At 74.9% G+C, this 12,490-nt stretch carries 11 protein-coding genes; 4 read left to right on the top strand and 7 right to left on the bottom strand.

Features of this window, described 5'->3' with window-relative positions:
* Positions 1-35: 35 nt before the first annotated feature.
* From OH807_RS39430 to OH807_RS39420, 3 genes are all read right to left on the bottom strand, one after another.
* A complete protein-coding gene (locus OH807_RS39430) occupies positions 36-1,394 on the bottom strand; it encodes a lysine N(6)-hydroxylase/L-ornithine N(5)-oxygenase family protein (RefSeq protein ID WP_406209726.1) in 1,359 nt (452 codons plus the stop codon).
* A gap of 285 nt (positions 1,395-1,679) precedes the next feature.
* A complete protein-coding gene (argB, locus tag OH807_RS39425) occupies positions 1,680-2,561 on the bottom strand; it encodes an acetylglutamate kinase (RefSeq protein ID WP_406211429.1) in 882 nt (293 codons plus the stop codon).
* A 742-nt stretch (positions 2,562-3,303) separates the two neighbouring features.
* A complete protein-coding gene (locus OH807_RS39420) occupies positions 3,304-4,026 on the bottom strand; it encodes a siderophore-interacting protein (RefSeq protein WP_406209723.1) in 723 nt (240 codons plus the stop codon).
* A 161-nt stretch (positions 4,027-4,187) separates the two neighbouring features.
* Between OH807_RS39420 and OH807_RS39415 the strand changes: the two genes are divergently transcribed.
* The gene (locus OH807_RS39415) at positions 4,188-4,892 is read left to right on the top strand and encodes a TetR/AcrR family transcriptional regulator (RefSeq protein WP_406209720.1); all 705 of its coding nucleotides are present in this window, start codon (positions 4,188-4,190) and stop codon (positions 4,890-4,892) included.
* 49 nt (positions 4,893-4,941) lie between these two features.
* A complete protein-coding gene (locus OH807_RS39410) occupies positions 4,942-6,132 on the top strand; it encodes an FAD-dependent oxidoreductase (protein ID WP_406209717.1) in 1,191 nt (396 codons plus the stop codon).
* Positions 6,133-6,171: 39 nt separating this feature from the next.
* Here the strand turns inward: OH807_RS39410 and OH807_RS39405 are convergent, their stop codons facing one another.
* The 4 genes from OH807_RS39405 to OH807_RS39390 all read right to left on the bottom strand — a co-directional run bounded on the left by OH807_RS39405 (position 6,172) and on the right by OH807_RS39390 (position 10,723).
* Entirely contained in the window at positions 6,172-6,699 is a 528-nt protein-coding gene (locus OH807_RS39405; protein WP_406209714.1) for a MarR family winged helix-turn-helix transcriptional regulator, read from the bottom strand.
* A 16-nt stretch (positions 6,700-6,715) separates the two neighbouring features.
* Entirely contained in the window at positions 6,716-8,461 is a 1,746-nt protein-coding gene (locus OH807_RS39400) for an MFS transporter (protein ID WP_406209711.1), read from the bottom strand.
* Between the two features lie 53 nt (positions 8,462-8,514).
* Positions 8,515-9,912 (bottom strand): ATP-binding protein, encoded by a 1,398-nt coding sequence (locus OH807_RS39395; RefSeq protein ID WP_406209708.1) that lies wholly within the window; start codon positions 9,910-9,912, stop codon positions 8,515-8,517.
* 133 nt (positions 9,913-10,045) lie between these two features.
* Positions 10,046-10,723, bottom strand: coding sequence for a response regulator transcription factor (locus OH807_RS39390; protein ID WP_406209705.1), 678 nt, complete (start codon positions 10,721-10,723; stop codon positions 10,046-10,048).
* Positions 10,724-10,864: 141 nt separating this feature from the next.
* Here OH807_RS39390 and OH807_RS39385 point away from each other — a divergent pair, with 141 nt between their 5' ends.
* Together OH807_RS39385 and OH807_RS39380 are read left to right on the top strand one after the other, a co-directional pair.
* A complete protein-coding gene (locus OH807_RS39385; protein WP_406209702.1) occupies positions 10,865-11,506 on the top strand; it encodes a hypothetical protein in 642 nt (213 codons plus the stop codon).
* Between the two features lie 5 nt (positions 11,507-11,511).
* Entirely contained in the window at positions 11,512-12,342 is an 831-nt protein-coding gene (locus tag OH807_RS39380; RefSeq protein ID WP_406209699.1) for a hypothetical protein, read from the top strand.
* Positions 12,343-12,490: the final 148 nt, after the last annotated feature.

Raw genomic sequence — 12,490 nt, 5'->3', positions numbered from 1 at the left:
CCGACGCGGCGTTCCGGCCGGGCCCGGCGGGGAGTTCAGCCGGCCACGCCGAGCGGGCTCTGCCGGGCCCGCAGCTGGTGTCCGGCCTGCCGCAGCAGGATGGAGTCGCAGATCTCACCGGAGCGGACGGCCAGCGTCGAGAGCAGCGAGGAGGTGATGCCGTGGGTGTGCTCGGTGCCGCCCTGGAGGTAGATGCCCACGTCGACGTGGTCCTCGGTCAGCACCCGGTGGTCGCGGTCGACCCGGAGGTGGCCGGACTCGTCGGTGAGGCAGGAGGCGGCGAGGTCGCCGAGCAGCTCCCGGGGGTCGACGTGCGCGTACCCGGTCGCGAGGACGACGGCGTCGCAGTCGAGCGTCTGCTCCTCGCCGGTGAGGAACGAGCTGACGCCGGCGCGCACGCCGTCCGCCGCGTCGCTCACCCCGGTCAGGCGGCTGGCGTTGAGGATCCGGAGCCGCTCCTTGCCCGCGACCTTCTCCTGGTACACGATCCGGTACAGCTGCTCGATGAGGTCGCCGTCCACCACCGAGTAGTTGGTGTTGGCGTGGTAGCCGAGCAGCGCCCGCTTGGCCTCGTCCGACGCCGCGTAGAACTCGTCCACGGCGGACGGGTCGAAGATCCGGTTGGCGAACGGGCTGTCGTCCGCCGGGCTGTAGCCGTAGCGGGTGAGGACGGCGCAGATCTCCGCGTCCGGGAAGGTGCGGTGGAGGTACTCGACCGCCTCGGCGGCCGACTGCCCGGCGCCGACCACCGCGATGCGGCGGTGGCGCAGCTCCCGGCCGGCCAGGGCGGGCGCCTGCACCAGCAGGTCCCGGGTGTGCCAGACGCGCTCGCCCAGGGTGACGCCGGCGGGCAGCCGCGGCGTCAGACCGGTGCCGACCGCGATGTTCCGGGCCCGGCGGACCTCCCGGTCGCCGCCGGCGACGGCCTCCGAGACGACCTCGACGCTGTCGATCCGGCCGTCCGACTCCACCGGCCGGATCCCGGTGACCTGCCGGCCGTACCCGGTCTGGCCGGCGAACTCCGCGGCGCACCACTCGAAGTAGTCGTGGAACTCCAGCCGGGTCGGGTAGAACGACTTCATGTTGATGAAGTCGACCAGCCGGCCGCGCTCCTGGAGGTAGGTCAGGAAGGTGAACCGGCTGCGCGGGTCGCGCAGGGTCACCAGGTCCTTGAGGAAGGACACCTGCATCGTGGCGCCGTCGAGCAGCATGCCCCGGTGCCAACCGAAACGTTCCTGCTTCTCCAGGAAGCGGACCTGGAGCGCCTGCGCGGAGTCGCGCCGGTTGTGGTCGTCGATCGCGATGGCCAGAGCCAGGTTGGAGGGGCCGAAACCTATACCGACCAGGTCATCGACGCTGCCGTCTCCGTGGATTGCGCCGTTCTCGCGCGACATGACTCGTCCTTCCGTCTGCCTACTGCTGATTCGCGGACCCGGAGAGAAGCTCCGGGGCTGAAACTCCCGGCGCAACACCGAAGAGCTTTGGTTAGGCTTGCCTAAGTTCTCCTATCGGAGCGGCAGAGTCAAGTTCGCGACCCCCTGCCGCACCCCTGCCACCCCGCGGGTGACCTGCCCAGACGTGCCGTCACCCACCCCGGCGGCCTGCGCGGCACCCCCGGCGGCCCGGAAATCCGGACCGGCCGCACGGTCGGGCCGGGGGCACCGGGCCCCCAGGGCCGTTCACCGGTGGGCGAGTTCGCCGGGAGCCGGACTCCGCGACGCCACCACCGGAGCGGGCGGCGACGGGACCACCTCGGTCCCCGGGGCCGCCGCGCCGAAGGCCCGCAGCACGGCGTACGGGACGCGGCCGTCCAGCACCCGGACGGCACCCACCCCCGCCCGCAGGCCCGCCAGACAGGCCTCCATCTTCGGCACCATCCCGCCGGCGAGGCCCGGCAGCAGGGCCGCCAACTCCTCGGCGGTCAGCCGCGGAATCACCTCGTCGTCGGTGGGCCACTCCCGGTAGAGGCCGGGGACGTCGGTCAGCATCAGGAACACGTCCGCCCGCAGCGCACCCGCCACCGCCGCGGCGGCCGTGTCGGCGTTGACGTTGTAGACGCTGCCGTCCTCGCCCGGCGCCACCGACGAGACCACCGGGATCCGGCCATCGGCCAACAGGGATTCCAGCAAGGACGGTTGGACGGAGACCACGTCCCCCACCAGGCCGATGTCGACCCGCTCGCCGCCGACCACCGCGAAGCGTTTCGCCGCGGTCATCGTGCGGGCGTCCTCGCCGGTCATGCCGACCGCGAACGGCCCGTGGGCGTTCAGCAGCCCGACCAGCTCGCGCTGGACCTGACCGGCCAGCACCATCCGCACCACGTCCATCGCCTCGGGCGTGGTCACGCGCAGGCCGCCGGCGAACGACGAGGCCAGGCCCAGCCTGTCCAGCTGGGCACCGATCTGCGGGCCGCCGCCGTGGACCACCACGGGGCGCAGCCCGGCGTAGCGCAGGAAGACCACGTCCCGGGCGAAGGCCGCCTTCAGCTCCTCGTCGACCATCGCGTTGCCGCCGAACTTCACGACGACCGTGGAACCCCGGAAGCGCCGGAGGTCCGCCAGACACGCCTGGAGGTCCGGCGGATGCCCCTCGGCCGCCGCCCGACCTGCACCAGAAGGAGTCACACTGCCGCTGCCCACCGGTCCCCCGCGCTCGTCACCTCAACTCACCGGCGCCATTCGCGCCGGGGCCCGTCCGACCGGTCCGGCGTACGCGCCGGAAGGCGGTTCGACCCCCACCAGGGAGATTAGGCAAGGTTTACCTTACATGCTCCGCGGAGTACCGCCCAGACCGCGGTCGGCGCCGACGGGCGGGGCCCACCGGCAGAGCTGACGGACGGGCACCGGCCGACGGACGGGCAGGGACGGGCACGGACGCGACAGCGCCGCCGACGGCTCACGGCCGCCGGCGGCGCAGCGGCCTGACGGCCGGTCGGTGGGACGGGGGTGGTCGGCCCTGCAATCGGCCCTGCACCTACAGTCGGCCCGCGGCGGGGCAGGCAAGGGGCCCGGCCTCGTCGGCGGCCCACCGGCCTGACGACGAGGCCCCGCGCCGGCAGTCCTCGGCGACGAGGAGCCGTTCGTGCCGTGACGGCATTGCGGTGGGAGCCGCTGCTGAGCAGGGTCATCAGCCGGCGGTCGACGGCTCGCGCGGCTTCCGGATCCTCGTCCGCGCCCGGTGGGCGGGTTCCGAGGCCGGCGACTTGTTTGTCGCGTTCGTCGCGGCCGCGAGGCGCGCCGCGGGAAACAGGACGTGGCGCTCGGCCGAGGGGGGACCATCCCCCCGGCCGGGCGCCACGGGTCTTCAGGGCCGCCAGTAGCCGAGGGCATGCACCTGCGGCTTGGCGAGCGCGAGTTCCTTGCGGGTGAACCGGGCGAGCGCCCGGGTGGTGGCGGTGTCGCAGGCGATCCAGACGTACGCGCCGGCCGGGTCGCCCAACAGGCCGGGCAGGGCGTCGCGGACCTCGGCGACCAGCCGGGCGCCGTCGCCCTCGCGCGGGACGTGCCGCACCTCGTGGCGGGCCGGCCGGATGCGCAGCGGAAGCTGCTCGTCGGCGGCGTGCTGGGTCTCCAGCCAGATGGTCGCCGGCACGTCCGGCAGCGCGGAGAGCAGGGAGTTGACGGCGGGCACGGAGGCGCGGTCGCCGATCAGGAACATCCGCTCCGGCAGCGGCTCGGGGGCCGCGAAGGCCGAGCCCTGCACGGTCGCCGGGACGGTGTCGCCCGGCCCGGCCGCCGCCGCCCAGCGGCTGGCCGGGCCTTCGTGGAGCGCGAACTCGATGCCGAAGGTGCCGTCCGCCGGGTCGGGGTCGACGAGGGTGTAGGCGCGCTGGTGCGGGCGCCCCGCACCCGGGAACCAGACCCGCACCCACATCGTCGGGTGCACGCCGGTCTCGGCGAGCATGCCGCCGTCGGTGAACCGCACCCGCCGGCAGTGCTCGGTGACCTCCTCGACGCCGGTCACCGTGAACGTGAAGTCCCGGCCCCGCATCAGCTTGAGGACGACGCCCTCCCAGCCATGCCCCACGACACCCTCCCCCGAGCTCATCAATTATTAGGTAAGCCTACCCTGATTACCTCCATTTCGCCCGGTCGAGCACGTCACCGCGCCCCGCCCTCGAACCGGATAATGACGAACATGTTCGTCACGTACTTGTTCGGAGCAAACGCGTTCGTTACCGTGGTGGTGTGACCGAGAAGCCCAGGAACCCCGTGAGCCGCCGTGAGCGGCCTGCCAAGCCGGCCCTGACCAGGGAGGCGATCGTGGCGGTGGCACTCGCCGTGCTGCGGTCGGACGGACTGGAGAAGGTGACCATGCGCCGCCTCGCACAGGAGCTGGACACCGGACCGGCCTCGCTCTACGTGTACGTCCGGAACACCGCCGAGCTGCACGCCGCCGTGCTGGACGAGGTGCTCGGCGAGCTGGACGTCGCCGTGGCCCGGACCGGGGACGGCGACTGGCAGACCCGGCTGGAGCGCCTGCTCGTCTCCTACACGGTGCTGCTGTTCGGCCACCCCGCGCTGGCGCGCTCGGCGCTGGTCGCCCGCCCGAGCGGGCCGCACTACCTGGACCTGCTGGAGACGCTGCTCACCCTGCTCGCGGAGGGCGGCGTGCCGGACGGCCGGGCGGCGTGGGGCGTGGACGTGCTGCTGCAGTTCGGGACGGCGACCGCCGCCGAGCAGGCCGCGCGCCACGCCGCGCCCGGTGCGGACGGCGAGCTCGACGCCCTGGCCGCCGCCGTGCAGGCGTCCTCGGCGCAGACCCGGCCCCGGCTCGCGGCGGTCGCCGACGACGTGCTCTCCGGCACTCCGGAGGACCGGCTCGCCTGGGGCTTCCGCGTCCTGCTCACCGGCGTGGCCCGGACGGCGCGGCCGGGCCAGGAAACCGGCTGACCCCGCCCGCCGCCTCGCCACCCCGACCCGATCCCGAGAGGACCTCCCCGTGAACACCACGACCACCACCCCCGGCGGCGCCGGATCCCCCGCCCACCACCCCGTCGTCATCGTCGGCGCCGGGCTGGGCGGCCTCACGCTCGCCCGCGTCCTGCACGTCCACGGCATCGCCGCGGCCGTCTTCGACCTGGAGGCCTCCCCCGAGGCCCGGACCCAGGGCGGCATGCTGGACATCCACGAGGAGTCCGGCCAGCAGGCGCTGCGCGCGGCCGGCCTGTACGACGAGTTCCGCGCGCTCGTCCACCCCGGCGGCGAGGCGATGCGGCTGGTCGGGCCGGACGCGGTGGTCCGCCTGGAGGAGGCGGACGACGGCACCGGCGGACGCCCCGAGGTCGACCGCGGACAGCTGCGCGACCTGCTGCTCGCCTCCCTCCCGGCGGGTACCGTCCGCTGGGGCCGGAAGGCCGCCGGCGCCCGCACGCTCGACGACGGCCGGCACGAGGTCTCGTTCGCGGACGGCTCCACCGTCACCACCGGCCTGCTGGTCGGCGCGGACGGCGCCTGGTCGCGGATCCGGCCGCTGCTCTCGGCCGCGGAGCCCCGCTACACCGGGGTCTCCTTCGCCGAGACGGACCTGCACGACGCCGACCGGCGCCACCCGGCCGCGGCGGCCCTGATCGGCGGCGGCTTCTTCCTGGCACTGCCGGACGGCACCGGCAGCGGCCGGGCTGTCCTGGCCCACCGCGAGAGCGACGGCAGCCTGCACGTCTACACCGCACTCCGGGCGGACGAGGAGTGGCTGGACGGCTTCCGGACCCTCGGCCGGGACGCGGCGAAGGAGGCCGTCCTCGCGTCGTTCGACGGCTGGCACGAGAGCCTGCGGGCGCTGGTGGCCGACGCCGACGCGGTGGTCGGCCGGCGCATCCACGCCCTGCCGGTCGGGCACCGCTGGGAGCCGCGCCCCGGGGTCACGCTGCTGGGCGACGCCGCCCACCTGATGTCACCCTTCGCGGGCGAGGGCGCCAACCTCGCCATGCTCGACGGGGCCGAGCTCGGCCGCGCCCTCGCCGCCCGGCCGGGCGACGCCCGCGGTGCGGTGGCCGCCTACGAGGAGGCGATGTTCACCCGCTCCGAGGCGGCCGCCGCCGAGTCCGCGGCCAACCTGGAGCTGATCCTCGGCGAGAACGCCGTCGAGTGGATGGCCGCCGTGTTCACCGGCGCCGGGGCCGGGGCCGCATAGCGGCCGGTCCGCACCGGGCGGGCCGCACCGGGCGGGCCGTCAGCTCCCGTCGTCCTCCGTCGCCCCGACCGGCTCCTGCTCCTGCTCCTGCTCCTGCTCCTGGGGCGGCTCCGGCTCCTCGGCGAGGAGTTCCAGCACCGGCAGGGCGGCGAGCAGGATGTCCGTCTGGCCCGGCGAGAGGCGCACCAGGCGGTCGGCCAGCAGTTGCGAGCGCTGGGCGCGGATCTGGGCGATGGTGACGCGGCCGTGCTCGGTGAGGGTGATCCGCGCGGAGCGGCGGTCCCGGGGGTCGGTCTCCTTGGTGATCAGCCCGTCCGCGTGCAGCGGGGCGAGCGTGCGGTTCATGGACGGCGGGGCGACGCCCTCGCGCGCCGCGAGGTCCACCAGGCGGACGGGGGCGTGCGCCTCGATCCGGGCCAGCGCGGAGAGCTGGGCGAAGGTCAGGTCCAGGCGGGTGGACGCCTGCACCATCTGCCGGTGCAGGCGGGCGACGGCGAGCCGGAGCCTGGTGAGGTCCTCGGTGGGCAGGGGGTGCTCGGCCCCGGTCGGGGTCGGTTCCGTCGCCATCGGCCGGTGGCCCTCCTCAGCTGCGCGGCTCTGCCCGGGCGGAGCGCGCCGCGGCGCCCGGTTCGGTCTTCACCGTACCGTCCGGCGCCGGTGCCGCCGAGGCCGGCGGACGGCTCCGCACCAGCGAGGCGACCGCTCCGAGCAGTGAGAGCACGATGGCGAACCAGAACACCACGACCAGGCCGTCGTGGAACGGGCCGGAGATGAGCTGGGGGAAGAACTCCCGGCCGGTGAGCGTCTGCGCGTTGTCGGCGGGCAGCCGGCCGAGCACGTCCGGGCCGAGCAGTTCGCGGACCGGGTTGTACCCGAGGAAGGCCGCGAACAGCGTGCCGACCGGCGGCAGCGCGGCGATCGACTGCGCGGTGCCCGCCGGCACGCCCTGCGCCGTCAGCCCGCTCTCCAGCCCGTGCGGCAGCGAGCCGGACAGACCGGCCACCATCAGCGAGAAGAAGATGCCGATCGAGAGCACCATGCCCGCGTTCTGGAAGGTGGCCCGCATGCCGGAGGCCGCACCGCGGGCGTCCGCCGGGACGGCCGACATGATCAGCGAGGTGTTGGGCGCGGCGAACAGCCCGCCGCCCAGCCCGTTCAGCAGGATCAGCAGCGCGAACCACCCGTACCCGAAGTCGGTGGGCAGGAGCAGCAGGCCGCCGAAGGAGACGGCCATCAGCGCGAGCCCGCCGGCCGCGAAGAGCCGGGCCCCGTACTTGTCGGAGAGGTGCCCGGCGACCGGGCCGGCGATCAGGAAGCCGACCGTCAGCGGGATCATGTAGATACCGGCCCAGAGCGGGGTGTCCTCGTACTGGTAGCCGTGCAGCGGCAGCCAGATGCCCTGGAGCCAGATGATCAGCATGAACTGCAGGCCGCCGCGCGCCACCGAGCCGAAGAGGGTGGCGGCGTTCCCGCCGGTGAAGGAGGCGTCGCGGAAGAGCCGCAGCGGGAACATCGGCTCGGCGGTGCGCCGCTCGACGACGCAGAACAGCAGCAGGACGGCGGTGCCGCCGATCAGGCCGGCGAGCACCCACGGGTTGGTCCAGCCCATGGTGTGGCCGCCGTAGGGCTGGATGCCGTAGGTGATGCCCGCCAGCAGGGCGGTCAGGCCGACGCCGAAGGTCAGGTTGCCCCACCAGTCGATCCGGGCCGGACGCCGGATGCCGGTGTCGCGCAGGGAGCGGTAGGCCCAGACGGTGCCGAGGATGCCGATCGGCACGTTGACCCAGAAGATCGAGTGCCAGTTCCACTCGGCGAGCACCCCGCCGAGGACCAGGCCGATGAACGAGCCGGCGATGGCGGCGACGATGTTCACCCCGAGGGCCATGCCGCGCTGCCGGGCCGGGAAGGCGTCGGTGATGATCGCCGCGGAGGTGGCCATCAGCATCGAGCCGCCCACCGCCTGGGCCACCCGCCAGAGGATGAGCCACAGCGCGCCGCCCCCGCCGGACATCGGGTCCAGGGAGAGCGCGACCGAGGTGAGCGTGAAGATCAGGAACCCGGCGTTGTAGATCCGCACCCGGCCGTGGATGTCGCCCAGCCGCCCGAGGGTGACCACCAGGACGGCGGTGACCAGCATGTAGCCCATCAGCATCCAGAGCAGGTAGCTGACATTGCCGGGCTCCAGGGGGTTGAGCCCGATGCCGTTGAAGATCGCGGGCAGCGAGATCAGCACGATCGAGCTGTTGATCGTGGCCACCAGCATGCCGAGGGTGGTGTTGGACAGGGCCACCCACTTGTAGCGCGAGTGGTCCTGCGTCTCGATCTCCATGACGACCCCCGTGCTCCGGACCGAAGTGCCCAGAAGTAGTTAGTTGCGCTTAACTAACTATCTTCCCGGGACGGGCCGCGCACAAGACCCACCGGCAGGCGGGTGCGGAAGGTGGTGCCGGCCGCGGTGTCCCGCGCGGTGAGGGTGCCCCCGTGGAGGGCCGCGATGTCGCGCGCGATGGGCAGGCCGAGGCCGCTGCCGCCGTCGTCACGGCTGCGCGCGTCGTCGAGGCGGGCGAACCGTTCGAAGATCTTCTCGCGGTCGCCGGGATCGATCCGCGGCCCGTCGTTGGCCACGTCGAGGACGGCCTGTCCCGCCTCCGCGTCCCCGAGCAGGGTGACGGTGACGCTCTGCCGGGCGTGGCGCTGGGCGTTGTCGAGCAGGTTGGTCAGCAGTCGGCCCAGCCAGAGCGGGTTGCCGGTGACGGTGACCTCGTCGGGGGTGCGGAGGACCACCGGGTGCGGCTGGGGTCCGCGGGCCCGCACGGTCGTCCGGACGAGTTCGGTGAGATCGACCGGCTCGTCCGCCCGGTCGTGGCCGGTGGTGTCGAGGCGGGCGAGCAGCAGGAGGTCGGTGCTGAGCGCCTGGAGGCGCTCGGTGTCCTGGAGCGCGCCGGCCACCAGGTCGGCGCGGACGTCGGGGTCGGGGTGGGTGAGCGCGACCTCCAGCTGGGTGCGCAGCACCGCGAGGGGGCTGCGCAGCTCGTGCGAGGCGTCGGCGATGAAGCGGCGCTGGCGGGTGCCGGCGGCCTCCAGCCGCTCCAGCATGGCGTTCATGGTGTGGGCGAGGCGGGCGATCTCGTCGTCGCTGCGCGGTTCGGGGACGCGCCGGTCGAGGTCGCGGTCACCGATCGCGGCGACCTCGGCGCGGATCGCGTCGACCGGGCGCAGCGCGCGGCCGGTGGCGCGCCAGGTGAGGGCGCCGACGGTGAGCACCAGGACGGCACTGAGGGCGGCGAGGGCGGCGGTGGTGACGTCGTCGGCGGCGTCGGCGGTCCGCAGCGAGGCGCCGACGTGGACGGTGACCGGGCCGGTGGGGGTGTCGGCGGTGAGGGTGGTGACGCGTTGGTGGTGCTCCTCGCCGAGGGCGTGGAGGTTGTAGCTGCGGTGGCCGTCGCGGGCTCCGGTGGGGGCCAGGGCCGGGCGGCCGATGAGGTTCTGGCTGGCGGCCACGACCCGGCCGCCGGCGTCGATGACCTGGACGAAGTCGGTGCCGTGGTCCAGCGGCAGTGCCGCGGTGAGGTGGCCGTCGGTGGCGAGCCGGGCGACGGCGCGGGCCTGTTCGCGGGCACCGTCCTCGACGCTGCGTTCCAGGTTGGCGCGGAGCAGCAGGACGACGGCGGCGGAGGCGGCCAGCAGGACGACGGCCACGCTGGTGCAGGCGGCGAGCGTCGTGCGGGCGCGGACGGAACGCGGCGCCAGGCGGGTGGCCAGGGTGACCAGGGCGACCACCCGGGGGTGCCGGGTGGGACGGCGCAGGACGGCCCGGACGGCCCGCAGAGGACGAAGGGGACGAAGGGGGCTCGGTGCTCGCGGTGGCCGGGCGGCCCTCGCCGCGGGGACGGTGCGGCGGGCGCGGGTCGGGTCAGCCACCGTCGGCCGCCAGCCGGTAGCCGGCGCCGCGCACGGTCTGCACCGCCGCGCGGCCGAACGGGGTGTCGATCTTCCGGCGCAGGGCGCTGACGTGCACCTCCACGGTGTTGGGGTCGCCGTCGGGGCCGCTGTCCCAGACCTGGTCGAGGATCTCCCGTTTGGAGACCGCCTCGCCGGCCCGCCGGGCCAGGTGGTCGAGGAGGGCGAACTCGCGGGGGGTGAGGGCGACGGCGGCGCCGGCCCGGGTGCAGGTGCGGGCGGCGGAGTCCACCACGAGATCGCCGAGCACGGTGCGCTGCGGCGCGCGGCTGCCGATCCGGCGGGCGAGCGCCTTGAGCCGGGCGACCAGGACGACGAAGGAGAACGGCTTGGACAGGTAGTCGTCGGCGCCGGTGTCCAGCGCCTCCGCCTCGTCCCACTCGCCGTCCTTGGCAGTGAGCATCAGGATGCCGGCGTCGCTGCCGGCCGCCCGCAGCCGGGCGCAGACCCGGTAGCCGTTGAGGCCGGGCAGCATGATGTCCAGCACGATCACGTCGTAGGACTGGTCGGTCGCCCGGGCGAGGCCGGTGAGGCCGTCGTGGGCGATGTCCACGGTGAATCCCTCCGCCGTCAGCCCGTGCTGCAGCGCCAGGGCCAGCCGCCGTTCGTCCTCCACCACCAGTACGCGCATGCCCACCAGGGTGGCAGGTCGCCGGGCCGGCTCGCTGAAGGGGCCTTCAGGTCTTCAGCAGACCTTCAGCAAGGCCCGGTCATGCTGGCCGCGTCGTCCGGGCGCAGGGCCCGGGCCTGGCAGGGAGTCGGGGTGGGCAGCATGAGCGAGCCTTTCGGTGCACAGGAGCCGCAGGAGCAGCAGGAGCAGCCGGGCGGCGGGCGTCCGGGCCGGGCGGCGGGCGTCCGCCGCTGGGTGCGGCGGCGCCCGGTGCGCTGGATAGCGGCGGGTGCGGCGGCCGTGGTGGTGGTCGGCGGCGGTGCGGCCGTCGCCGTGCACCACGCGGCGGAGGGGCACGGCGGTCACCGCGGCCCTCTGGCGGCCGGCGAGGAGCACGGCGGTCAGGAGGGCGGCGGTCGCGGGGGCCACGACGGCCGGGGCAGGGGCGGCGACGGGAAGCGCGACGAGCAGCGGGGGCACGGCGGCCCGGAAGGCCGGGGCGACCACGGTCAGGGCGGGCGCGGCCAGGACGACCACGGGCAGGACGGGCCGGCGCCGGGTGACCGCGCCGGACGGCAGGGCCCCGCGGCCGCGCCGCTGCCCGCGCTCTCCGCGGCCGACGCGGTGGCCAAGGCGGCCGCGGCGGTGGACGGCGGCCGGGTCGAGTCGCTGACCACGGTCAGCGACCAGGGCGGCGGCCGGGCCTGGCGGGCCGTGGTGATCGGCCCGGACGGCGTCCGCCACACGGTCACCGTCGACGGCGCGAGCGGCACGCTCACGGGCAACACCGTCCTCGGCGGCTGACGGCCGTGAGCACCACGACGTCCCCGCCCGCGACGCGGCGCCGCCGGTCCGCGGGCGGGCGGCCCCGGCCCGGACCGGTACCCGGCCCCGGGGCGCAGCTGAGCAAGGTCCCGCAGGTCACGGCGGCGTTCTGGGCCGTCAAGATCCTCACCACCGGGATGGGCGAGACCACCTCCGACTACCTGGCCCGGACCCTCGGGCCCGTCCCGGCGGTCGGCTCGGCCGGCCTGCTGCTGGCCCTTGCGCTGGTGGCGCAGGCCCGCGCCCGCCGGTACGTGCCGGCGGTGTACTGGGCGGCGGTGGTCATGGTGAGCGTGTTCGGCACGATGGCCGCGGACGTCGCCCACGTCGCCCTGGGGGTGCCGTACGCGGTGTCCGCGTCGGCGTTCGCCGTCCTGCTGGCCCTGGTGTTCGGGCTCTGGCGGCGGACGGAGGGCACGCTCGCGGTGGAGACGGTCGCGGGCGGGCGGCGCGAGGTCTTCTACTGGGCGGCGGTGCTGGCGACCTTCGCGCTCGGCACCGCCGTCGGCGATCTGACCGCCGCCACCCTGGGCTGGGGCTACCTGCCGTCCGGGCTGCTGTTCGCCGGTCTGATCGCGGTGCCCGCGCTCGCCCACCGGCTGCCGGGCCTGCCGCCCGTGCTGACCTTCTGGTGGGCGTACGTGCTGACCCGGCCGCTCGGCGCGTGCTTCGCCGACTGGGCCGGTGTCGGTCACGAGCGCGGCGGCCTGGATCTGGGCACCGGGCCGGTGAGCCTCGTCCTCGGGGTGGTCATCGTGGTGGCCGTGGGGTGGTCGACGGTCGTCGACCGGCGGGCGCCGCGGCCCCTGGGCTGAGGTCGCGCCGGCCTCCGCGGGCCCGAACCGGCCGGGGGCCCACGGACCCGGCGTGCTCCCTCGGCCACTCCGCCTCCGGACTCCCCCCGGCCGGCAACGCACGCGACGCGGGGGCGCATGCAGCGCCCCCGCGTCGACCGTGTCCGTC

The sequence above is a fragment of the Kitasatospora sp. NBC_01560 genome (genome assembly GCF_045208415.1).
Taxonomy (GTDB): Bacteria; Actinomycetota; Actinomycetes; order Streptomycetales; family Streptomycetaceae; genus Kitasatospora.
Note: the sequence above shows the minus strand (reverse complement) of the source record. Positions and strands in the feature narration are given on the sequence as shown.